Source organism: Enterococcus sp. DIV1059_2 (assembly GCF_051713685.1).
Lineage (GTDB): Bacteria > Bacillota > Bacilli > Lactobacillales > Enterococcaceae > Enterococcus_D > Enterococcus_D casseliflavus.
The window spans coordinates 2,996,904-3,021,281 of record NZ_JBIOQK010000001.1; the positions used below are offsets into that span (position 1 = coordinate 2,996,904).

Annotated in this window: 23 protein-coding genes; 5 read left to right on the forward strand and 18 right to left on the reverse strand. The window is 40.6% G+C overall.

Annotation, left to right across the window (positions count from 1 at the left end):
• Positions 1-6 precede the first annotated feature (6 nt).
• Positions 7-1,113, reverse strand: a complete 1,107-nt coding sequence (gene bglB / locus IGI72_RS14245; RefSeq protein ID WP_074535485.1) for a beta-galactosidase BglB — start codon at positions 1,111-1,113, stop codon at positions 7-9.
• A 132-nt stretch (positions 1,114-1,245) separates the two neighbouring features.
• On the opposite strand from bglB, the gene IGI72_RS14250 reads away from it, so the two are divergent.
• The gene (locus IGI72_RS14250; protein ID WP_438754645.1) at positions 1,246-2,130 is read left to right on the forward strand and encodes a helix-turn-helix domain-containing protein; all 885 of its coding nucleotides are present in this window, start codon (positions 1,246-1,248) and stop codon (positions 2,128-2,130) included.
• 87 nt (positions 2,131-2,217) lie between these two features.
• Here the strand turns inward: IGI72_RS14250 and IGI72_RS14255 are convergent, their stop codons facing one another.
• The 17 genes from IGI72_RS14255 to IGI72_RS14335 form a co-directional block, all read right to left on the reverse strand.
• Entirely contained in the window at positions 2,218-3,402 is a 1,185-nt protein-coding gene (locus IGI72_RS14255; protein ID WP_438754646.1) for an MFS transporter, read from the reverse strand.
• Positions 3,403-3,691: 289 nt separating this feature from the next.
• Complete coding sequence (locus IGI72_RS14260) at positions 3,692-5,449, reverse strand: 1-deoxy-D-xylulose-5-phosphate synthase (protein WP_284590914.1); 1,758 nt, start codon at positions 5,447-5,449, stop codon at positions 3,692-3,694.
• Between the two features lie 438 nt (positions 5,450-5,887).
• Entirely contained in the window at positions 5,888-6,025 is a 138-nt protein-coding gene (locus IGI72_RS14265) for a hypothetical protein (RefSeq protein WP_284590912.1), read from the reverse strand.
• Entirely contained in the window at positions 6,018-6,644 is a 627-nt protein-coding gene (locus IGI72_RS14270) for a zeta toxin family protein (RefSeq protein ID WP_438754647.1), read from the reverse strand. Before IGI72_RS14270 ends, IGI72_RS14265 begins: the two co-directional genes overlap by 8 nt.
• A 282-nt stretch (positions 6,645-6,926) precedes the next feature.
• Positions 6,927-7,646 (reverse strand): HAD family hydrolase, encoded by a 720-nt coding sequence (locus IGI72_RS14275; protein WP_438754648.1) that lies wholly within the window; start codon positions 7,644-7,646, stop codon positions 6,927-6,929.
• A gap of 72 nt (positions 7,647-7,718) precedes the next feature.
• Positions 7,719-9,719 carry a transketolase gene (tkt, locus tag IGI72_RS14280; protein ID WP_438754649.1) on the reverse strand — a complete coding sequence of 667 codons (2,001 nt, stop codon included), beginning with the start codon at positions 9,717-9,719 and terminating at the stop codon, positions 7,719-7,721.
• A 59-nt stretch (positions 9,720-9,778) separates the two neighbouring features.
• Entirely contained in the window at positions 9,779-10,423 is a 645-nt protein-coding gene (fsa, locus tag IGI72_RS14285; RefSeq protein WP_438754650.1) for a fructose-6-phosphate aldolase, read from the reverse strand.
• A gap of 21 nt (positions 10,424-10,444) precedes the next feature.
• Positions 10,445-11,722, reverse strand: coding sequence for a class II D-tagatose-bisphosphate aldolase non-catalytic subunit (locus IGI72_RS14290; protein WP_438754651.1), 1,278 nt, complete (start codon positions 11,720-11,722; stop codon positions 10,445-10,447).
• Positions 11,723-12,316: 594 nt separating this feature from the next.
• Entirely contained in the window at positions 12,317-13,408 is a 1,092-nt protein-coding gene (locus IGI72_RS14295) for a PTS fructose transporter subunit IIC (protein WP_142968582.1), read from the reverse strand.
• A gap of 18 nt (positions 13,409-13,426) precedes the next feature.
• Entirely contained in the window at positions 13,427-13,741 is a 315-nt protein-coding gene (locus IGI72_RS14300; RefSeq protein ID WP_002334609.1) for a PTS fructose transporter subunit IIB, read from the reverse strand.
• A gap of 13 nt (positions 13,742-13,754) precedes the next feature.
• Positions 13,755-14,264, reverse strand: a complete 510-nt coding sequence (locus tag IGI72_RS14305) for a PTS sugar transporter subunit IIA (RefSeq protein WP_077451911.1) — start codon at positions 14,262-14,264, stop codon at positions 13,755-13,757.
• Positions 14,230-16,158, reverse strand: coding sequence for a BglG family transcription antiterminator (locus tag IGI72_RS14310; RefSeq protein WP_438754652.1), 1,929 nt, complete (start codon positions 16,156-16,158; stop codon positions 14,230-14,232). The genes IGI72_RS14305 and IGI72_RS14310 overlap by 35 nt, the downstream gene beginning before the upstream one ends.
• 475 nt (positions 16,159-16,633) lie before the next feature.
• The gene (locus IGI72_RS14315; protein WP_438754653.1) at positions 16,634-17,707 is read right to left on the reverse strand and encodes an ABC transporter substrate-binding protein; all 1,074 of its coding nucleotides are present in this window, start codon (positions 17,705-17,707) and stop codon (positions 16,634-16,636) included.
• Positions 17,704-18,540 (reverse strand): ABC transporter permease, encoded by an 837-nt coding sequence (locus IGI72_RS14320; RefSeq protein ID WP_005228535.1) that lies wholly within the window; start codon positions 18,538-18,540, stop codon positions 17,704-17,706. Before IGI72_RS14320 ends, IGI72_RS14315 begins: the two co-directional genes overlap by 4 nt.
• Entirely contained in the window at positions 18,537-19,346 is an 810-nt protein-coding gene (locus tag IGI72_RS14325) for an ABC transporter permease (protein ID WP_005234157.1), read from the reverse strand. The genes IGI72_RS14320 and IGI72_RS14325 overlap by 4 nt, the downstream gene beginning before the upstream one ends.
• A 12-nt stretch (positions 19,347-19,358) precedes the next feature.
• Complete coding sequence (locus tag IGI72_RS14330; RefSeq protein WP_005228533.1) at positions 19,359-20,447, reverse strand: ABC transporter ATP-binding protein; 1,089 nt, start codon at positions 20,445-20,447, stop codon at positions 19,359-19,361.
• Positions 20,448-20,463: 16 nt separating this feature from the next.
• Complete coding sequence (locus IGI72_RS14335; RefSeq protein WP_005228532.1) at positions 20,464-21,006, reverse strand: helix-turn-helix domain-containing protein; 543 nt, start codon at positions 21,004-21,006, stop codon at positions 20,464-20,466.
• A gap of 385 nt (positions 21,007-21,391) precedes the next feature.
• Between IGI72_RS14335 and IGI72_RS14340 the strand changes: the two genes are divergently transcribed.
• From IGI72_RS14340 to IGI72_RS14355, 4 genes are read left to right on the forward strand one after another with little or no spacing between them, the layout of a single operon-like run.
• Positions 21,392-22,381: an acrylyl-CoA reductase family protein gene (locus IGI72_RS14340; protein ID WP_438754654.1), complete on the forward strand. Its 990-nt coding sequence runs from the start codon at positions 21,392-21,394 to the stop codon at positions 22,379-22,381.
• A complete protein-coding gene (gene coaB, locus IGI72_RS14345) occupies positions 22,378-23,127 on the forward strand; it encodes a phosphopantothenate--cysteine ligase (protein WP_438754655.1) in 750 nt (249 codons plus the stop codon). Before IGI72_RS14340 ends, coaB begins: the two co-directional genes overlap by 4 nt.
• A gap of 31 nt (positions 23,128-23,158) precedes the next feature.
• Positions 23,159-23,716 carry a phosphopantothenoylcysteine decarboxylase gene (gene coaC / locus IGI72_RS14350; protein ID WP_005228528.1) on the forward strand — a complete coding sequence of 186 codons (558 nt, stop codon included), beginning with the start codon at positions 23,159-23,161 and terminating at the stop codon, positions 23,714-23,716.
• Positions 23,717-23,718: 2 nt separating this feature from the next.
• Positions 23,719-24,363 (forward strand): ECF transporter S component, encoded by a 645-nt coding sequence (locus IGI72_RS14355; protein ID WP_005228527.1) that lies wholly within the window; start codon positions 23,719-23,721, stop codon positions 24,361-24,363.
• Positions 24,364-24,378: the final 15 nt, after the last annotated feature.

Below are 24,378 nucleotides of genomic sequence, written 5' to 3' on the forward strand. Positions count from 1 at the left end.
TTTAACTTAACAAAATGAAACCAATAGTTCAGTAAATGCTAAGACTGTCAGTGATTGCCCGTAAGGCATCGCCGTAATCGCGATGTTTTTGTAGTACGCCAAGTCTTCTCCCATTCCAGTACCGATGGAAACATTTTGGACTTCTCCATCTTCTGCGACTTGTTCGATCAAACCGGCTAACGCTTTATAGGCAACATCTTCCCAAGCTTTGTCAATGTAACGCTTATGAACGGCTTTTAAAATCCCATAGGCAAAACCAGCCGTCGCGGAAGCCTCCACATACGAACTAGGATCGTCTAACAAGGTGTGCCACAGTCCACTTTCATCTTGCATTTCTTGCAAGGCAGTTAGTTGGTCTAAGAGGGTATTGATCAAGAAGCTCCGTAACGCATCTCCTTCTTGCAAGTCGAGAATTTCAATGATCTCAGGAATCGCAATGGTGATCCAGCAGTTGCCTCTTGCCCAAAGCGCTTGTGCATAATTGTGGCGTTCTTCAAAGGTCCAGCCGTGGAACCAAAGCCCAGTTTTTTTATCCACTAAGTATTTGATGTGGATCATAAATTGTTGTTTTGCTTCTTCGATATAAGCCGGACGATTCAGCAACATGCCAATTTTCGCCAAAGGCAAAGCAGTCATCATCAAGGTATCGTCCCAAAGCTGGTTGCGATTTTCTGGTCCATAGGTCGCATGCTGCAGACCATTTTCATCGGTTCGCGGCATATCATGCATGACCCATTCCGCCCATTGTTCAAGGTAAGGCAAGTAACGAGAATCTTTGGTGTCTTCATAAAGATACGCCATTGCTAAAAGCGGCGCCATCGTGTTGACATTTTTAGGCGGCGCGCCTTCTAACATCCGCTGCTCAAACCATTCTTCCACAACTTGGAGCGCTTTAGGATTTTTGGTGATTTGGTAGTTTTTATAAATGCCATATAGTCCCACCCCTTGCGGCCAGTTCCAAATCCCCCAGCTTTTATCATCAACGATCAAGCCGTCAAAGTCTAATAAAAATTCACCATTATCATCCTTGATCGTCGTTAAATTTTCGATCATGCGATCAATTTTTTCTTCCACAACACGTTTTTCCACAAATAACTGTTCTAAAATCACCATTGGGTTCATCCTCTCATTTCTCTTTGATAGATTGATCGTAACACGCTTACATTTACACAAAAATAGCAGTTATTGACACTTTACTATCTATTCTTGTATGATAAAAACAAACGAGTACGAAAGGAGCCAATTATGGAGAAGCAAAGTGCGGACACGATGATCAACGATCGCTTTGAGGCCTTTCATATCAAAGACATCGTAGAAGAAAACAATACCCTTTATCATTACCATAGTTTTTATGAGATTCACTGTACCTTAAAAGGATCAGCGGTCTTCTTTATCGATGGCGGAGAATTCCCTCTAGAACCTGGTACGATCATCTTGATTCCTCCAAATGTCTTGCATCGAATCGTTCATCAAACTTCTGATTTTTTCGAGCGAACCTACCTGTATATCAATCCTAGTTATCTCGCTGCCCTCTCCACTACCCAAACAGATCTCACTGCCTGTTTTCGTAGCAACGGCGGCATCAACAGTCGTATTTTATCGATCGATGCCGACCAACTAGACCAGCTATTGCGACCTTTGCGCAAAAAAACGGATAGCAATTATGGCACCGACTTACTTTATCAAAATCATTTGATCGCGTTTTTGATTTCCATCAATACGATTGCCTATCAGGAAAAAGAACCGCTGTTTTTATCCGACTCACTCTATAAAAATAAAGACATTTTGGCTGCCATTACCTATGTCAATCAGCATTTGACCGCTGATCTCTCCTTAGAGACCGTCGCCAAAGCCCTTTTCATGAGCCCATACTCGCTTTCAAGGACCTTCAAAAAAGAAACTGGCGTCGCCTTTCATGCCTATGTCGTCAAGAAACGTCTCTTAAAGAGCAAAGAAATTTTACGTAAAACCAGAAGCGCCACCGCCACCTTCGAAGCTTGCGGCTTCAACTCCTATACCCATTTTTTACGCTGCTTCAAACAAGAATTTCAGCTGACACCAAAAGAATTTTTACAAGAAGAAGCCCAAAATCAGTTTGTTCGTTTTACGCATTTTGCAGGGAAAAAATAGCAAGCCGATGAAAAGATTTGCTTACAAAAAAGACTCTCTTACATTGACGATCGTAAGAGAGTTTTTCATTCAATCTTTTAAAAACAGCTACCCAAGTTCCTCAGAAGTTCCCCGCTCGAAATAAAGAAAATAGCGATTGCTGATCCCTGAGACAATCCCAATCATAACCAACAAGACCCCTGACAGGATCATCTGCATCCCTGCTGTTTCATTGCCGCTGACTAGTATCAGCAAGCGTGATGCATAAGGTGCTAACGTGACCCCTAAATTGTAAGCAACGATCGAGACGATCGTGCCAAACTTAGCTTCCGCTTCACCACCAGTCGTCAGCAAGTGGGTGAAAAAAGGCATGATGCTGCGAAAGGCAAAGCCTAGTAGTAAAGAACAACCCAAGAGCAGCCCCACCGTCTGCAAGGGATAGGTCAAATAGATGCTGCTTCCTGCAAGCAATGCCGCAACGGGCAGCAACCAGCGATGTAGGCGTCTATATATCAAGCCAAAGGCATTGCCTGCGATAAATGCCCCCGTCGCAATGGCGGCGATCATGTTACTGCCATCGGTCGCATCACCAATCCCTTTTTCCAACAACAACGGGGTGATCTGCAGATTGTAGTTGATAAACAAGACAACGATCAGAAACAAGAGCACCCCCAAAACAAATGACTTTTGTTTCCGTTCTTTTGAAACCGTGACGTTCGCTATCAGAGCCGCATCGGTGGTCGCTTTTGTTTCATTGGGAATAAACACCTGAACAAAAAAGAGACTGATCAAGGCAAAGCCATAAACGAAGAAAGAGATCTCCCAACTGATCTTCACTAGCTGCCCTACCAGCAAAGTCATAAAGATACCACCTAAACCACCGACGGCACTTTCTAACCCAAGGGCCTTGGCTTTATTTTGAAACAACAAACTAATCATTTGAATCGCCAAACGATTGAATAAGCCGATCCCAAAGCCAAGAATCGCGCGCGAAAGAAACAAGACGGGAAAGCTCCCCTGATACCATACCGGCAGCGTGCCAAAAATCGCCACAATGACCAAGCCGGTGACCATCGTGTATTTTTTGCCGATCCTTTTTTCGATCATGCTAGTAGTAAAAATCCCTAGCAAAAGAAACAATGACGGAATCGTGGTCAGTAACCCGACGTAGACCGCATCTACTTCTGGAAAGCTTGCCGCAATCGCTGGAACATTGGCAGAAATCGCCGGTGCCGAATAGACGACCATTGCCACCGACAACAGTGCCAGCAACTTCATTGAAAAAAATTTCATAGTTACCCCTTTTCTTTTTACAAAATACTTTTTTTGTTTCTCTGAGCTCAACCGGATAAGACACCAAAGCAATCTTTTCCTACCTCTTTATTATTTGCTGGATCGCCAGCTTTTGACCAATGCTTCCTACGCTGAGGCTTTATGCTTGAAAAGCATTGGTCTTCTGCATTTGCTGGAGATCATCACCGATTGTCTGCGAAAAAACCTTGCAGTCTGTTTTACTGCAAGGTTTCCTTCGATCATTCATTTTTTAACATCCTATCAGCTACATAAGACACCCCAAGAGAACTTATTTCTGCAGCTGTTCTATGACATCTTTCGTAATTGCCTCAGCAGTGATACCAAGTTCGGATAAAACGTCCGCTGCTCGGTAATTATCATAAAATTTCTTTTCTAAGCCATAGTTTTTGACGGCAATCTCACGATCACCAAGATAGCTGGCAATCATTTGTCCATAGCCGCCCTCTCGTATGCCGTCTTCCAACGTGACAACGAGTTTATGCGCTCGTGCCACAGCATCCAACAATTCGTTGTCGACCCCTGAAATAAACTTAGGATTGATCACCGTTGGGGTAATTCCATGTTGCATTTCCAATTGTTCAGCGATCTCTTCTGCTAGCGCATAAAAGTTTCCGACACCGACGATGGCTACCTGCGTGCCAGCTTGAGTCACCTCATTTTTTTGATCGCTGTAGTCAGTAGAGGCTGCTCGTACCGTTTCGTTGACAGGTCCAACCGGTACTCGGATCGCAACTGGAGCGTTGGTTTGTTCCAACGACCAATCCAACATTGCTAGATATTCTTCTTTAGAGGTTGGCGCAAGATAAACAAGGTTAGGAATATGTGCCAAAAAGGGAATATCAAAAATTCCCAGATGGCTCTCGTCATTCATTCCATGAATCGATGCACCGTATACCAGAATCGTTCCAGGCAGATGATTTAAGGTCAAATCATGGGAAATTTGATCAAAACTACGTTGCATAAAGGTAGAAAAAACGGCCCAGACAGGTTTCGCTCCATTTTTTGCTAACCCAGCAACCATCGATACCGCATGTTCTTCTGCAATACCCACATCTACAAATTGTTTACCTGCTTTTTCTCGTTGTTCTGGAGAAAAAAGCAGCATCGGTGTACCAGCGTTTACTGCCACGACTTTAGGATCTGTCGCCATTTTTTCTAATAAATAATCCGTCGTTAAGCTGTTGTACGTTACTTGATTGCCCCCAGCAGAAATATATTCGCCTGTTTCTAAATGAAAGGGACCGCCTGCATGAAACTTTTCACGATTTTCTTCCGCAAACTTGAAGCCTTTGCCTTTGATCGTATGAATGTGTAATAAAACAGGATGATCAATGTCTTTCACTTTTTCAAATAAAGCGATCAAGGCAGCGAGATCATTTCCTTCATCCAAATAGTGGTACTCAAAACCAATCGCTTTGAACAGATTGTCTGCTGCTTGCCCCTTAGTTTCCCGCAATGCCCGCAAATTCTGGTACATCCCCCCATGGTTTTCTGCAATCGATTGGTCATTGTCGTTGAGGATCACGATAGTATTGGTGCCTAATTCCACGATATTGTTCAAGCCTTCAAACGCTAAGCCACCTGATAGAGAACCATCGCCAATGACGGCAACGACGTTATACGTTTCATTTTTTAGGTCACGGGCTTTCGCCACACCATTTGCCAACGAAACTGAGGTGGAGGTATGACCGACCGTAAAGAGATCGTGCTCGCTTTCTTTCGGATTCGTGTAACCAGAAACCGCATCATACTGAGCAGCATCAAGAAAGGCATGGACGCGTCCCGTCAACATTTTGTGGATATAGGTCTGATGAGACACATCAAAAATCAGTTTATCGGTGGGGGAATCAAAGACCTTATGCAACGCGATCGTCATCTCAACCATCCCCAGATTAGGGCCATTGTGCCCTCCATGGTGACTGATTTTTTCCAATAAAGCAGTTCGTGCTTCTACTACCAGTTCTTGAAGTTGCCCACTGGTCAATTCTTTTAACTCTTTGGGGCTTTTGATTTTTTCTAATAACATGTACGTACCTCCTGTAGAAATGTTTGAATGGTTCGTGTATTTACTCACAAGTAAAAAGACACGAAGTAGAAATGAGTGGATCGTTTTCTAGAATGAAAAAAGCGGCAATCGGAGCTAGACGCTCTTTTTTAAATTCCTGTCAAACCAAGAAATAGCAAGTTATCCTAAAGGGAAATCGTGATTTTTCTTAGTTCTAACAATCGCTGCTCATTTCTTCTATCTAAAAAGATACCACCTAGAGTTGACTTTAGGTCAAGCACTTTTTGTGAATTTTTTTCTATTTTGATCCTAACGTTACGGCACGCCCACCATAATGATACAAAAAAAGATAAGAAGCGCTTGCTTCTTATCTCGGGTTTACTTGTTCAATGGTCATTCTTAAGAAACCTAAATTTTTTCATTGTCCGCTTGTTCTTCTTTCTCTAAGCCAACAAGCACTCACTGTTTACGGTTCGATTCTTCTGCAACAAAGTTTAAAACTGTTTTCAATTCGCTAGGCGTTGCCTTTTTCTGTAAGATCGAGAAGTTTCGATGATATTTTATCATGATTGTTTCTACTTTTTCTTTCTCAGTCATTGAGCTTCTCCTCCAATTCTTCCTTTGTGTATGTTAATGGCAAAGCGAACGATACATTGTCAACTGCCATCAACGTATGAGAATGGCGATTTTGAAAATCTTTTATAAAAATATTAACGGTCACATTTTCTTTATACAATTCCTTCATTTTAATCAAGTTATATCTTGATTGAAAAAAAGCATTTATAAAATGTTCTTTAGGAACAAAGCGTCCTTCTATTTTTTCACGTTGCTTCGTATAATTCCAAGCAATAAAAGGATCTTGATAGATAGAATAGATAAGAACATCATAATTCTTTTTTAAGCATCGTGCAATATTTTGATCAGCTTTTTTAGTGGCAAATGTCCCATCAAGAATAAAACTATACCCTTTTTTTAAGACTAAATCCAAAGCAGCATCAACAAGCAGTGCGTACCCTCTTTGAAATAGGTACGAATTATTTCCTAGATATCCTGGAAATTCCTTTCTAAATTGATCCGTATCGATCACACATAGATTGCTATTTAACATAGTCAGCGTTTGTGCAGTCTCCGTTTTCCCTGATCCTGAACTACCAGCCATAAAAATAGCTGTTTTATCAGTTTCTACCTGTTTTCCATCAATAACTGATGTAATCAATTTTTTTTATTTTGTTTTGCATAGATTAAAGAAATATCATTCACCACTCTAAGTACACTCCCTCACTAACATTTATTAACTAACGTCTTACCAAAAAAACAACTTCTCTACCAATGCTTGATAAAGTGGCTTCTTTTATTGTGGTGAAACAAGAATCATTTATTGCGAGAAGTAAGATGGCAAAAATTTCTGTTAATGAACTATACGCAAAAAAAACAGACTACATTTGTCATGCAGTCTGTTTTCCAACTTTTTCTTTTTTTAGTGTTTTTCCCAGTGTTTTCAGAAAGATTGTTTTTCTATGCATATAAGAGAATCAATAAAACGGTTCATAGCTTCATGATTATTAACGATATAATCTGGGATTATATCACAATCAGTTTTAGTAGAATTTCTACGATTGACCCATACAGCTTTCCAACCAGCTTTTTTGGCACCAATAATGTCATTCACAAAGGAGTCTCCTACATAATAAGTAGTCTCTCTATTTAGCCTCATGGCCTTTTCAGCATATTGAAATATTTTCAAATCCGGTTTTGAAAAGCCGAGCTTTCCAGATACAAAGATGTTTGTGTCTGGTATCCATTTGTTTAGTCCTAACGCTTTTATCTTTTTCATTTGATGATCGGCAGGTCCATTAGTAATAATCCCTAACTGAATACCATTCTTTGAACAGCTATTAAGTGCATCTTTCATTTCAGGTAATAATCGAATTCTTTCTTGATTCATTTGATAATCGATTTGAAAATTTCTTCCCTGCTCATCCGTAATCGCTACCCCAAAATGTTTGAAGGCATTGCGAATGCGATAAATTTGCATGTCGCTAAGGGATAGCAAGCCTTTGGTTGTCTTATCAAAAACTTGATCACTGTACCTCCGACTCAAAGAAAAGAGCTCTTCAATTGGAATATTCCTAAACGAAAAATTTTTCTCATACGCTTGTTTAAATGGAACTAACTGATCATACAGTGTGTCATCAACATCAAAAATGACTGTCGCCATTTTAAATTCCTCCTTAACTAAAAAACCGGAAGAAAACACTCATAGATTGTGTTTTCCCGGTTAGTTAACAAATTATAGTGAATTGTAGGTATCAATGATATTCTCAACAGTAAACCCGTAATTGGTTATTACTGTGTCTCCCGGTGCACTCGCACCAAACCGATCAACTGAAATTGATTTCCCATGTAGACCAACATAGCGTTCCCAACCAAAACTCGAACCCATTTCTATTGAAACTCGTTTTGTCAGAGAGCTTGGTAATACTGATTCCCGATACTCTTTAGATTGCTTTTCAAATAAATCAAAACTTGGTAGGGAAACAACTGAAACATCTCTTCCTTGTTTCAGTAATTCTTTTTGAGCTTTAATTGCTAGGCTTACTTCAGATCCTGTAGCAATCAATACACCATCTGGCGCTCCTTTAGAAGCATGCTTTGAAAGAACATAACCGCCTCTGGCCACCCCTTCTTCGGCCATCTTTAATGTTCCTTCAAGAACCGGTAAATTTTGTCTGCTTAAAACTAATACCGTTGGTGTTTCCTGTGACCTCATAGCAACTTTCCAAGCAGCTACAGTTTCATTGCCATCAGCTGGTCTAATAACATGAACGTTAGGCATACATCTGAGGCTAGCTAATTGTTCAACAGGTTCATGGGTTGGTCCATCTTCTCCAACTGCTACAGAATCATGGGTTAACACATAGATTACTGGAACATTTTGTAATGCACTCAGTCTTATCGCTGCTCTCAAATAATCGACAAACACGAAAAATGTGCCACCATATACTCTTGTCCCGCCATGTAATTGAATCCCATTCATTGCTGCTGCCATAGCGAATTCCCTCACACCAAACCAAATATTTCTTCCACTAGGATTTTCAGGTGTAAACTCATCAGCACTGGCAATCATGGTATTGTTGGATGCTGATAGATCTGCTGAGCCTCCCCATAAATACGGGATCCCTTTTGCTAATTCCTGAATCGTTTCCTTACTTGTAACCCGACTCGCCGCACTTGTTCCTAACTCATATTTAGGAAGCGTATCGTCCCAGCTTTCAGGTAATCTACTTTCATGAGCAAACTGATAGTGTTTCGCTAAATCAGGATAACTTTTTCTGTACTCTGAAAAGAGAGTATCCCACTCTTTTTCCGCCTTTTTCCCCCTGGATAAGATATGGTGATCAAATTGTGCTCTCGTTTCTTTTGATACAACAAAACTGTTTCTTTCATCGACGCCATAGAATTTTTTAACATTTTTAGCATCTTCTTCTCCAAGAGGAGATCCATGAACTTTTGATGTCCCTTGATTCGCTGAACCATACCCGATTATCGTTTTAACTTCAATTAATGTTGGTCGCTCTACTTCAGATTTGCCTTTTTCAATGGCATGATAAATCATCTCAAGGTCATTCCCGTCTTCAACCAAAATATGCTGCCAACCATAGGCTTGAAATCTTTTTCCTACATTTTCTGTAAATGAGTGATCTGTTGGACCATCTAGTGAGATATCATTTGAATCGTAAAATACAATTAATTTCCCTAATTTCATGTGACCAGCCATAGAACATGCTTCTTGTGATACGCCTTCCATCAAATCGCCATCGCCACACAAAGCATACGTATAATGATCGACAATGGGGAAACCTTCTTTATTGTAGGTAGCGGCTAAATGTTTTTCAGCCATTGCCATTCCGACAGCCATCGCAATTCCTTGCCCCAGAGGTCCTGTGGTAGCTTCCACCCCATCTGTATGGTTCACTTCAGGGTGTCCAGGAGTTTTGGAGTCCCACTGACGAAATTGTTTCAAGTCATCAATAGAAACATTGTATCCTGCTAAATGCAATAAGCTATACAGCATTGCTGATCCATGGCCAGCAGAAAGCACGAATCGATCTCGATTTGTCCATTTTTTTGCTGTTGCCGGATTGATTTTCAAAAATCTGCTCCATAAAACATAGGCCATTGGGGCGGCACCCATAGGTAAGCCTGGATGTCCTGAATTTGCTGCTTCAATAGCATCAATGCTTAAAGTTCTTATCGTGTTGATTGCTTCTACATCATGATTATTAAACATTTTTCCTCTTCCTTAGACAAGAATAGCTAATCATATGATTAGCCATTCTTGTTCATTCATTATTTTTTAAATGCTTCCCAATCTTTTAAGAAGGTGGCAATGCCTTTATCCGTAAGAGGATGTGACCAAAGACTAAGAAAAAGACTACTCGGAATAGTTGCAATGTGGGATCCTAAATGAGCTACCGATTCCACATGATGCAAATTTCTAATACTGGCCGAAATAATCTCAGTATCGAAGCCATAAAAATCGATTGCTTGTCTTAGCTTTGCAATCAGCTCGTATGCATCTGTGCCAATATCTTCAAGTCTGCCAATAAATGGACTGATGAAGGTTGCACCAGCCTTCATCGCTAATAGTCCTTGAGAAAAAGTAAAAATCAGTGTCACATTTGTCTTAATACCTTCTTTTGACAAGACATTGACTGCTTTTAAGCCTTCTTCTGTCATAGGAATCTTCACAACGACATTATCCGCCCACTTTGAAAGTTCTCTTGCTTCAGTGATCATTTCTTCAGCTGTTAAACCGATTACTTCAGCGCTGACAGGACCAGTGACAATCGAACATATCTCTTTAATTACCTCTTCAAAGTCTCGACCTTCTTTAGAAATAATTGTCGGGTTCGTGGTAACACCATCAACTAAACCTAATGTATTAATTTTTTTAATCTCATCTACATTTGCAGTATCTAGAAAAAATTTCATCTTGCTCTCCTAGTTGCCCACCTATTTGGCATTATTTTTGATACGTGTTGTAACACCTTTCAAATTGTAACATTCTGCATAATCCCGAATTGGGCGTTTGATATGATCGACTACATAACGCTGACCATCAATATTGTGCATTTTAAGGTTTGCATACATTTTTTCGATTTCAGCTTTTACTTCGTCATCGTTGAAAGTATAGTGACCAGCAATATCTAAAATTTCTGCTTGGAGTTGTGCATCATTTTGATCCATGATTTGACTAACCGTCAATTCTTTTTGTTCGCCAACCATCCATTTTCTCCAACGTTCACTCTTAATGGCATGTTCAAGCAATACATCACGCGTATTAGAAGCATCTTTAACCAACCCATATTCCACTAACTTTGCTTCGACAGCAGCAAGATTTAAATAAGCGCGTGTTTCTTCGGTGCCGTACTGTGGCGCCACATTAGTCGCAGTGATGGATGAAGGAATGTGTTCTAATAAAGTGACATCATCTAAATAATCCCCATTATGTTCTTTCAAACCTACCCCGTATTTTTTAGCCATTTGAGCTAAATCATAAGCATTTTTGAAATTGAAAGTACCTACTTGTTCTGTCTTACGCGTCAATGTTCCCGTTTGTCCAACAATAAAAGTTGGCATTGGTAAGTCCCGTTTTTCTAACTCTTCTTTCAATTTTAAAATAAATGTTTCATAGGTTTCAGTGGATGTTAACCCACCATTTGTTTCCTCTGTCCCTACTTCATAACCAATTTCTGGTAACTTACGGGCTTTACGTTCCTTTTCACAGAAGTCAATCAAATCAACTGTACGTTCGAGTACCGTGTCCAATGGGATTACTTTACCGACTTCAAAGGGATCTTTTGTAGGATCAATCATTAGCAAATCAAAACCAGCTTCTATATCTGCTACATAAGATTTCTTACCTAGTTCCATCGCTTTTTCAATTGGTAGATGATCATTACGCTCTTTGTCACGTTGCCAAGGTCCGCCATGATCTCGACATAAGTAATAAAGATTGTCATATCCAATGTCTTCGGCTACTTCTTCAACAGCTTTCGCAAAAGTAAATTGATTCCAGCCATTTACATATCCGCCCCCTAGCTCATCAGCATCTACTTGATTACGACTAGCAATAAACATGACAGGATAATCGTCTTCTTTAGATAACTCAAGTGTGGCTTGGACACAATTTTTTGACATTGGTCCAATCCCAAGCAATGTAGCGCTTTCACCAGTTGCTTGCAAATCCAATAACCCTTCTACGACTGTTTTGATCGGTAACTTTTCCATTTCAGTTACATCTCCATTTCTACTGTTAATTTGTTTGTCTACCTTTTACAAGTAAAGTATAGAATCGATTATTCTTTCTGAATATTACATTTTTCTGCAACAAGTGAATGCATGAATCCTCCGACTTGTTGCAGTTTCTCAAAAAGAGGTGTTGTTGAATTCCCGGCACGCATTATTTATGATTATTATGGATACTGAAAGACCTTTAAATTATGAGTGACAAAAAGAACGCTTGAGCATCGAATCTTTAAATCAGGGAACGAAAAATCAGCGGAGAGTTCATTCACACTATATAGTGGCGCTTGTCTGCCTTTGTGAGGTCTTCTGCATTTTTCTGAAAAGGAGCTATTGAGCTGTATTAAAAAGTCAGCGTTTAAATGTTTAGACCCATTTCTCAAAAAAAGAGACGGGGACAGAAGTGTTAACCTTCGAGAAATAAGGAGGAATACAAGTAAATTACTTTTCAAATTTTGGGTATTTCGACTTATTTCTCGGGGTTGCTTTTCCCGCCGTTTAGACGTATTTAGAGCGTGGGACAAAAGTGTTTTTTGCTTTTGTCCCACGCTCTCGCTAGTTATTTTTGTTTTGTTATTTCTATTTTGCTACTTCTACTTGTTCTGTGTTCTCTTCTTTTTTCTTTCTTTTTTCATCAACTAAGCTTGGTTTTGTAAAATGAAGGATACCCGCTGAAATAGCTGCTCCGACAATGATGGAAAGAGCGTACCACAATTTACCATTCACAACCGGTAAGATAATAAATCCTCCGTGAGGCACTAATGCTTCTACTCCTGTTGCCATCCCCATTGCACCACCTACAGCACTTCCGATAATAATTGCTGGCAGAACTCGTTTGATATCTTTTGCCGCAAACGGAATTGCGCCTTCTGTAATACCAATTAATGACATAAAGAATGCTGAAATTCCTAAATCTTTATCTTCAGCAGTATATTTTTTCCGGTCAATAAATGTCGAAATTGCCATAGCCAATGGTGGGATTGCACAGGCAATACGGTGGGCACCATTTGGTCCATACACACCTTCAGCCATCAATGCTAATGTAAAGGCAGTCGCTGTCTTGTTAATTGGTCCCCCCATATCAACTGCTGTCATTGCACCTAGAATCAATCCTAAAATAAGAGCACTACCACCCTGCATTTGACCAAGAACTTTAACCAACCAATCCATTGCTAAACCAATTGGTACAGAAATTACATAAATATAGAACATTCCAAGTACAAAAGTCGTAACTACTGGTACGATCAAGATAGGCATGATCGTTTTGATGGTAGAAGGAACTTTCCAAGTTTTGCACCAACGAACAAAATAACCTGCAGCAACACCCATAATCATGGCTCCAAGAAAACCGGTCTTGACTTGACCTTCACCGATTGGATTATTTGCTACAAACCCTAAAATCATTCCCGGAACTAGACCAGGTTTCCCTGCTAATGAATTTGCAATATACCCAGAAAGTAAAGGAATCATCATCGCAAAACCTGCAGCACCTAAATCATTTAAGTTTTGCATAAAAGGATTAGTGATCTCCATTCCGGTATCAGTTGCTTTCCCGGTAGCTAAAGCGACTGCCAGAAAGATCCCCCCGACAACAACTGATGGCAACATAAAAGAAACCCCTGTATTAAAGGCTTTTTGTAAGTCTTTAAAAATTTTATTCTCTTTTTTCATTTTTTTGAGTCTCCTTCTTTATAATTTTTCTGCTTCATCAATATATTTGGCAGGGTATTTGATCATATTACCAGGCTCTACGTTTAAGGTTTTCCCCATCTCTATTTTTTCTTCAAAACGTTCGCTATCCTCTACATCGATAGCAACTGCTAAAATTAACACGTCTGCTTGATCAATGTCTTCTTGTTCTAGCTGATTTTCAATTCCCATGCTACCTTGAGTTTCGACTTGGACTTCATGTCCGCGTTTTCGGCATTCTTTTTCGATCGCTTCTTGTGCCATATACGTATGAGCGATCCCTGTTGGACATGCTGTAACTGCTACTATTTTCATTCTAAATTCCTCCTTAAATTTCAATTGAACTCAACTGTTCATATATTTTATTTTTATCTGTTTCACTCAATAACTTATCTCTAAAATCATCATCTAGTAATTTCTTGCTTAATTGCGAGATAAATTTTAGATGCATCTTGCCTTCGCTATTTTGTGGAACACCAATCAAAAAGACGAGGCGAACCATTTCTTCATTTTCTTTTGTCCATTGAAAAGCTTTATTTACTCGTAAAAAGGCGATGAATGGATGCAATACAGCTTCGGTTTTCCCATGGGGAATCGCGATGTCATACCCGATCGCAGTCGGAACTTCAGACTCACGTTTTCTTACTGCTTGATACAGTTCATCTGCATCTTCGACATAGCCAACAAATTCAGCTGCCTCGACGATATGTCGGATCACTTCATCTTGATCAGCTAAATCACTATTTAATAAAATCAAATCCGGAGTAATAACTCCTTTATCACTTTTCTGAACATTCTCCACTTTAATCACTCCCAATTCTTCTATATAACATTTCATTTGTCGTTGAATCCCGCAATTGCTTTAAGTGCTCATTGTTATCAATGATGTTATAGATATCTGACAAAATATTCCGTGTCTGAAAGGTATCCTGTTTCGCAATACAAATTAGAAAAATCAAATCGACATAATATTTATTCCATTTAAATTTCTTTTTGTTTTTGACTACAACAATGATCGTTTTATTGACGTATGTCGAATTCCCGTGAGGGACAGCGGTGCCAGAAGGTAAATCAGTACCGCCCAACTCTTCACGCTCTAGGACTGTTTGTCTAAATGATGGACTTACGTAATTCCTCTGTATCAGTCTTTCACCGACTTGATCGATCAGCTCTTCTTTAGAAGAAAAGTTGGTATTTACATAAATAAGATCTTTCATAACAAATTTCATCAGATGATGCGCTCGAACAAATTCTAGAACCTTATTCTCAGACGCTGGAAGCGAGTTTGAATGCTTAATTCGTTCTATATCTTCTTTCGTTAAAAATGGTGAAACCAAAATAACTTCCTTTTTAGGAATATCTATCTTAATGGTTGAGATAATCATGTCATAGTCTTCAAGAGTCATCTGTTCCAATTCCGGCACAGAGGCTACTTCAAATGAGTCCAATGATGGTAAAACATTTTTGATTCGATTGATCAGCAGTTCCGAAGTTGCAATCCCCATTTGACAAACAATCAAGATTTTTCGATTTAATCGTGCGCGTTCGATTGCAGCTTGGAAATACATTGTCAAAAAGGCAATTTCATCCTCATTAAAACTAAGCCCTAATTCCCGTTCATATTCACTTAGTACCACCCAAATAACATTGAAGGTTAAAGAGAATTCGTTTTTTATTTGTAAGGTAAATGGGTTCTCCGTTTTGTTGTTCGTCCTTAAACGATAAATCATTGGGGGAATATGATTTTTTAACTGTTCCTCCAACTTTTGATCACTGGCAAAGTTGATATTCAGTGCAGCCGAAACTCTCGAAAGTAATTGTTCAACAATCACACTATCTATTTCTTCCTCTGGCAAAGGTTCAAAACGATTAGAGATCAGTTGCAATGATAAGTATTGAACATCTTCGTTCGTATAAGAAAACTCCAAACGTAATGCTGATTTATGCAACAAACGAACAGCACTTTCCTCAAAGAAAACTGTTGCCACATTGGCCTCAGATTTTTTTATTTCCTCGATGTGATGACCTTTGAAAACCCGAAAAACTAGAATAATAAAAATGTTCAAGATATTTTGCACATAATAGTCAGAAATAGCGTTTACATTTTCTCGAATATAGGTATACAAAATATTCGAGCAAGCACTGATCAAATTTTCGCCATAGTATGGACTTAACAATTTAATTTTTTCGGCAAAATCCTCATCATATAGTTCTGAATTATTAAGTAAATAGCGATTAAACTGTAGCAATGCTTTTTGGACGTCTTCCTCTGTCCCCAATAATGACGTGCCATGAACATCGCTGCACAGCTTGATACTTGATCCAACATTCAATATTTTCATAATGAATTCAAAATCTTTAATAATTGAAGTTTTACTCACCATAAATCTTTCCGATAAATGGTTGAAGCTAACCACCTTTTCATCGAATAACAAGATACTCATGATCTCAATTCTTCGGTTGAATGTATTGTAAAGATCATTTTCCTCTTTCTTATTCTCGATTCCCTCAACTTCCTTGAAACGTTTTAGCGCAATACCAACTCCGCGCTTTTTCTCAAGATATTCTCCCGAGCTCTGGAGATATTCTTCAATGATCCCTAATTCGCTGTGCGTCGTTCTTTTTGAAACACCCAATTTGCTTGCAAAATAATCGACTGTTTTAAAGTCACTTTGTCGCACTAATAACTCTAATAATTTTTTTTGTCTTTTTGTAAGCATGATGATAACCACTTCCTTACTATCCAAAATAAAGGCCTTAATCTTTTGATAGCGTTATCAGGATCGTAACCTTATTATAGATGTGCTTTAGAAAAAAGCATATTACAATTCATTGCAACAAGTCGATACAACATCTCACTTACTTGTTGCAGAAAAGGCACTTAAATAAATGTAAGTATTCCTTTAAATTCTCGAAAATAATATCAATCACATTGAAATCACGTTTATAAAACAACTTGATTTCCTATAGAACTTATAATCATATCATAACCTCAAAAAGATCAATTTGTTTTGATGTCTCATCTATTATTACTTAAAAAAAGGAAAACATTCATATATAAATTACCTTGCCTTATTTGCTTATCAAAACTCATCATTCCTACTTGATAAAGAACTATTATCCATAGACTCCCTTCGTACATCAGGTAATAAATAATAAAAAAACTGCCATTAAACAGGATCCATTCCCTGCTTAATGACAGTTTGCTTACTTCCGATACATCTTCAATTCCAAGAACAAATCATTATAGATGCCCAGATACTCAGCACCTAAGTTTTCATAGACTTCGAGGTGTTCCATTAATTCATCGGATGGATAGAATTGTTTGTCTTCGGTGATCTCGTCAGGCAGTAATGCCATGGCTTCTTGGTTAGGTGTGGAATAGCCGATGTATTCTGCGTTTTGTGCAGCGTTCTCGGGTTCTAGCATAAAGTTCAAGAAGGCGTAAGCACCGGCTTCGTTTTGTGAGGTCTTAGGAATGACCATATTATCAAACCACAGGTTGGAGCCTTCCGAAGGGATCACGTAATGAATGTGCTCGTTTTCGTACATCATGTCGGCTGCTTCCCCAGAAAATGTGACCGCAACCGATGCTTCTTCATTTGCCATGTACATCTTGATTTCATCTGCGACGATGGCTTTGATGTTTGGGGTCATGGTCCGTAGCTTATTGAATGCCTCTTGCAGCTGATCGTCGTCTTTGCTGTTTAGAGAATAGCCTAAGCTGTCCAAACCTAATCCCATCACTTCACGCGCGCCATCGATCAGCATGATGCTATTTGCTAATTCGGGTTTCCAAAGATCGTCCCATTGGGTGATCTCACCTTCATCAAAGAATTTATCGTTATAGACGATCCCCAGTGTTCCCCAGAAATAAGGGATGGAATATTGATTGCCTGGATCAAAACTCAAGTCCAAAAAGCGAGGGTCGATATTGTCTAACCCTTTGATTTTACTGTGATCCAATGGTTTTAAAAGATTTTGTTCCATCATTTTCTCAATCATGTATTCACTCGGTATGGCGATGTCATAGGACGTACCGCCTTGTTGGATCTTCGTGAACATCGCTTCATTTGAGTCAAAGGTTTCATAATTGACTTTGTAGCCAGTCTTTTCTTCAAACTTACTGATCAAATCAGGGTCAATGTAGTCGCCCCAGTTGTAGATGTTGACAACCTCAGCGCCTGCCATACCAGAGGAGCGTTCCAATTCACGGACACCAAAGAGCAAGATCAGGACGATCGCAACAATACCGATAATCAGAGATTGTAGTCGTTTCATCGCAGATTTGCCACCTCCACACGGCGGTTTTTACGCAATTTCTTCGCGCCGTTTTCTTTACTGATAAAGTAATAACCTACCACCAGGATCATGGAGAATAAGAAGACAAGTGTACTTAATGCATTGATTTCTAAACTGATTCCTTGACGTGCTCTAGAATAGATCTCTACCGATAAGGTACTAAAGCCATTGCCTGTCACAAAGAATGTCACGGCAAAATCATCGAGTGAATAAGTAAAGGCCATGAAATAGCCGGCGATGATGCCCGGTGTCAAGAAAGGCAAAATGATATTTTTAATGACTTGAAAATTATTCGCGCCTAAATCACGGGCAGCATCGATCATTGAATCGTTCATCTCTTGCAGTTTCGGCAAGACCATCAACACCACGATCGGGATACTAAAGGCGATATGCGAAAGCAATACGCTGAAAAAGCCTAAGCTAAACCCACGGAACAAGTTGCCGATCATCGTAAAGAAAATCAAGAAGCTGGCACCAATGATGACATCTGGTGAAACCAACAAAATATTATTCAAACTCAACAATGCCGTTCTCGTTCGGCGTTTGCGGGTATAGTAGATGCCCATCGCACCAAATGTGCCGATGATCGTTGCCAGTAATGCTGATAAAAATGCCAGCATAAAGGTGTTCAACACGATGATCATCAAGCGGGTATCTTGAAAGACGGATTGGTAATGTTCAAAAGTGAAACCCGTAAAAGCATTCATGGTGCCTCCTTCATTGAAGGAATAGAAAATCAAATAAAAGATCGGCACGTACAAAAGAATAAAGACGACGATCAGATAAAGATTCGACCAGCGAAATTTTTTCATTTACGTTGCCCTCCTTTTTTCTTTTCTCCCGTAAACAGCATCACGAGGAACATAGCGATGATCAAAATGACGCCGATGGTCGAACCCATGCCCCAGTTTTGGGTAACGAGAAAGTGCTGCTCGATCGCCGTACCAAGCGTGATCACGCGATTGCCCCCAATCAAACGGGTCAACATGAAGAGGGAGAGCGACGGAATGAAGACGGCTTGGACGCCGCTTTTCACACCGTTTAACGACAGAGGGAAAATCACTCGTCGAAACGTATCATAGCTGTTTGCCCCTAAATCGCGGCTGGCACTGATCAAAGAGGGATTCATTTCTTCTAAGGCATTAAAAATCGGCATGATCATAAAGGGCAGTTCGATATAGACGGCAACCGTCAAAAAGCTAAAGTCGGTAAACAAAATCTGCTTTGGTCCAACACCCATGATTTCTAGGAAGTTGTTGACACTGCCATGAATGCCGAAAATCCCAATAAACGCATAAGCTTTTAACAATAAGTTGACCCACGTTGGTAAGATGATCAACAGCAGCCATAAATCTTTGTGACGCAGCTTAGTTAAGAAATAGGCTGTCGGGTAGCTGATCACTAAGGTAATCAAGGTGATCAAAAAGGCATACCAAACCGAGTTTAAGGTCATGATCAAATATTTGCCAGAACCTAAGTAGCTTTGATAATTGACCAGCGAAAAGTTGCCGTTCATATCAAAAAAGGATTGGTAGATGATCAATAAGACTGGTGCAATAACAAATAGCAATAACCAAAAGACATAGGGTATCGCATAAAAACGACGCATTTTCGTCATTAGCTTTCCCTCCTAATCTTCGTAGCTCTCTAAACGAGCATCAAAATCTTCTTCGGACTCATTGAAACGCATGACGTGGATATCTTCTGGTTCAAAGGAAAGACCGATCTTGCTTCCTTCAGTGGCTTTTCTTGTAGAGTGAACCATCCATTCGTTGCCTTGTTCATCGTAACAAATGATTTCGTAATGCACGCCTCGGAACAATTGCGTGTCTACTTCAACGACCAGCTTGCCTTTTTCCGCCGTCGTCAAATTCAAATCTTCTGGACGGATCACGATCTCAACGGCTTCATTCGGCCGCATCCCGCCATCGACACATTCAAATTGCTTGCCGACAAATTCCACTAAGTTGTCTTCGATCATCGTACCTGTGACGATGTTGCTTTCACCGACAAAATCCGCCACAAAATGGTTGATTGGTTCATCGTAAATATCCACCGGTGTGCCGCTTTGGACGATCTTCCCTTTATTCATAACGAAAATCTCATCACTCATCGCCAACGCTTCTTCTTGGTCATGGGTGACAAAAATAAAGGTGATGCCTAGTCGCTGCTGCAATTCCCGCAGCTCGTATTGCATGTCGGTTCGCAATTTCAAATCCAATGCGGACAAGGGTTCATCAAGAAGCAATACTTTGGGCTCATTGACGATCGCTCGTGCGATTGCGACCCGTTGGCGTTGTCCTCCAGACATTTCGCTGATTTCACGATTCTCATAACCAGGAAGCTGCACTAGCCGCAACGCTTCTAAGACTTTTTTATTCACTTCATCTTTTGGTAATTTTTTGATTCGCAGACCAAATGCCACATTTTCAAAAACGTTCATATGTGGGAATAAGGCGTAATCTTGAAAGACAGTATTCACTTGCCGTTGATTGGCAGGAACGTCATTGATTCTTTGTCCATCAAAATAAACGTCGCCTTCTGTTGCGTCCGAAAAACCCGCAATGATGCGTAAGATGGTTGTTTTTCCACAACCTGAAGGACCTAACAATGTATAAAAGCGACCTTCTTCAATATCAAAACTCACTTTTTTCAAAACTGTTTCATCATCATCAAATCGCTTCACCACATTGTTGAATGAAATTATTGTTTTTCCCACACTCTTTCCTCCTGTACTATAAATAAGAATCTGTCACGACTACAAGCACACGGCTTTTTTTGCCCGCAATATTTTTTAATTGATGCGGCTCAGTCGCCTGATAATAAATCGATTGGCCTTTACGAGCCTTGTACTGCGTTTCTCCTAGTGTCAAGGCCACACTGCCCTCTAAGACATAGATAAATGTTTCTGCTAACGATGGTTCAAAGGTCTTGTATTCGCCCGCTTTATCAAAAGTCAGCAAGACTGGCTCCATTTCATTTTCATTGGAATCGGGAATCAGCCACTTCAATTCATAGCCATTTTCTTCATCATAATAAAGCGTGCTGTCTTCTTCGCGATAAACCACTTGATGCTGCGCATTTTCTTCTCGGAAAAATTCCTCTGGTGTCACGCCTAAAACTTCTAAGATCGTAAAAAAAGTTTCCATAGAAGGCGAACTCAAATCACGTTCCAACTGTGAGATATAGCCTTTCGTCAAATCGGTCCGCTCGCCTAATTCTTCTTGGGTCAAATTCTTTTGAACGCGCAAATTGCGCAGCTTCTCGCCAATCTCCATGTTCATTCCCCCTTTGATTGACACAACTTCAAATAAAAAAGTTTGCTATAAGTAAACTTCATGTTTAATTTCACTTTTTCTAGTATACAAATAATTGCAAAAAACACAAGCCTTTTTTCTTCATTTTTTTGAAATCTTTTCTCTCTGATCAAAAAAGGAGTGACGCTAAACGCTTGTATTATAAAGGAAAGGAGTGGCGGTCCCGTCATTTTCGCTTTTCAAAGGTTTAAAAGAACAACTTCTATTTTAACGAAGAAAAGGTAGATTTAATAATGATCTGTTTTTGCTGATTTTTTGATAAGAAGACCTGCCTTTTCTTGCTTCACTGGTTAAAAAAATAAAACTTATGGTATTATGAGTACAAACCATCAAAGGAGTGTCTGAAATGACGAATTTCTCTACCTTTCGTGTCATGAATGAACCAAATTTTACTGCTTCACTCGCAACTGCAACCCTTGACGAGCTGCCAGCAGGCGATGTGCTTGTCCGTGTTGATTACTCAGATGTCAATTACAAAGATGCCTTGGCAGCAAAAGAAAATGGCGGCGTGATCCGCACGTATCCGATGACGCCGGGAATCGATTTAGCAGGGGAAGTCGTGGACAGTCAGTCTGCTGATTTTGCCCCAGGCGACCAAGTCTTAGTGACAGGTTATGGCTTAGGGGTTTCTCACCCAGGCGGTTACAGTCAATTTCAACGGGTCCCAGCCGAGTGGCTCGTGAAACGTTCTGCTGGTTTTTCAGCAAAAGACAGTATGACCTATGGCACTGCTGGGTTCACAGCAGCTTTAGCGGTGCAAGAATTAGAACAGCTGCACTTAGCAAAAGACGCTGCTATTTTGGTGACAGGCGCTAGCGGTGGCGTCGGCAGTGTCAGCATTGCTTTATTGAAAAAACTGGGCTATACAAATATAGTGGCGCTATCTCGGAAAAACGATGCGCAATGGTTGTTGGACCTAGGCGCAGCAAAAATCATTAGTCCTGATGACGTGGTACCAGAAAAGGTCAAACCATTAGCAAAACAAACGTTTGCAGCGGTCATCGATACAGTTGGCGGTCCATTGCTTGCGGCAGTGCTTCCGCAAATCGCGTATGGGGGCGGTGCCTTCTTATGCGGCAATGCCGGTGGAATCAAAATCGAAACGACTGTCTTACCATTTATTTTGCGTGGGATTCGCGTAATTGGGATCGATTCGGTCAATGTTTCCCATGAGATCCGCTCGGCGTTATGGGAGAAATTAGCGGGTGAGTGGAATGTGATCGATCAGCTTTACACGAAAGCCATCACTTTGGAAGACTTGCCAGAAACATTGGCAGCTTTATTAGCTGGTACGCACCAAGGACGGACGATCGTTGAGGTGTCACAAGCGCAATGAGAATTTTGATTACGGCTGGTGGTACTTCCGAAAAAATCGATGATGTCCGTGCAATCACGAATCATTCCACGGGCTCACTTGGTCAAGCCATTGCCAAGGAATGGCTGCAATACCCTGAGGTGACCATCGATTACGTTACGACGAAAACTGCCAAACAACCGCCGACCGATCCACGCGTTACCTGTCATTTCATTGAAGGGACCACGGACTTGTTGGCGCAGTTGACCGATTTATTGACGACCCATTCGTATGCTGCTGTGATCCACAGTATGGCAGTCAGTGATTTCACCCCTGCTGCTCATTTTTCAGAAGCAGCGTTTTATGAAGCAATCAACGATGCCCTACCAGCTTATGACAACCAGGTCACTCCGGCATTGATGGCACACGTGCTCACACAATCTGAAACAACGGCAGGCAAAGTTTCTTCCAATACTGATCATTTGTTTTTAGTGTTGAAGAAAACCCCGAAAGTGATCCAAACCATCAAAGCATTACAGCCGACAACCTTATTAGTCGGATTCAAATTATTAGTAGACGTAGCGGAAGTCGAGTTGTTTGCGGTCGCACGAAAAAGTCTGCTAGCTAGCCAAGCGGATTATGTGTTGGCCAACGACTTGACGCAAATTTCTGGAAACCAGCATGTCGGACACCTTTTGACACAAGAAGGACAAATCGGGACTGGCCGCACAAAAGCTGAGATCGCAACCTTGATCGTTGACACATTACGCAATGACCTGCGTGCTTAGCTAGATGTTTTTTAGAAAAGGAGAAAGAAACATGAAACAAAAACACGTTCTGCTTGGCGTCAGCGGCAGTATCTCTGCATACAAAGCAGCCGACCTAACCAATGAATTAACCAAAAAGGGCTATGCAGTGGATGTCTTAATGACTCAAAACAGCACACAATTTATTACGCCTTTGACGTTACAGTCATTATCCAAACGCCCGATCCATGTCGATGTTATGCAAGAACGTCAACCAGATCGGATCAATCATATTGAACTAGCCAAACAAGCCGATCTTTTCTTGCTCGCCCCAGCCAGTGCCAACAGTATTGGCAAGCTGGCGCATGGGATAGCCGATGATTTGATCTCAACAGTTGCCTTAGCGTTGCCGTTATCCGTTCCCCGCTTGATTGCGCCAGCCATGAATACCGTCATGTACGAAAACCCGATTGTTCAAAGAAATTTGGGGATTTTGAAAGAAGTCGGCTTCCAAGAGATTGAACCCCGTGAAGCGTTACTGGCTTGCGGTGATTTCGGCAGAGGCGCATTAGCAGCAACAGAAACGATTCTCGAAAAAGCATTGACTGCTTTGGAAGTACGGAGTGTCTAACAATGAAAAAAATATCAACCTTTGAACTTGTCTTAACAGCTTTCTTTTTAGGAATCTTGATTCTTTTAGCATCGGTTCCCTTTCTTGGGTTTATTCCCTTAGGACCAATCAATGCGACAACGATGCATATTCCTGTGATCATCGCTTCTATTGTATTGGGCCCTCGGATCGGCGGCTTTTTAGGCGGCGCCTTTGGGATCATCAGTATGGTGCGTTCGACCTGGATCATCACCCCGCTTTCTTTTGTCTTCTCCCCTTTCGTACCGATTTATGGGAGTGATCAAGGAAGCTGGAAAGCGATCCTCGTAGCGTTGATTCCTCGTATTTTGATTGGTGTCGTTCCTTACTTTGTTTATAAAGGCTGTCAAAAAATCTGGAAAAACAAACAGCAAAGTCTTTCGCTACTGATTGCTGGTGTCGCTGGAGGCTTGACGAATACGATCCTGGTAATGAACTTGATCTACTTCTTGTTCCAGCAAGAATATGCGGAGGTTGTGGGGAAAGCTGGCAATGCTGTCTATGCAGCGATTTTGGGTGTAATCTTCGCCCAAGGTGTACCTGAAGCCATTGTAGCGGGAATCGCCACGATGGCAGTTGGAACCGTCCTTTTACGCTTAGTCATGAACCGCAAAAAAAATCGTATCTAAAAAAATAGCGACCGC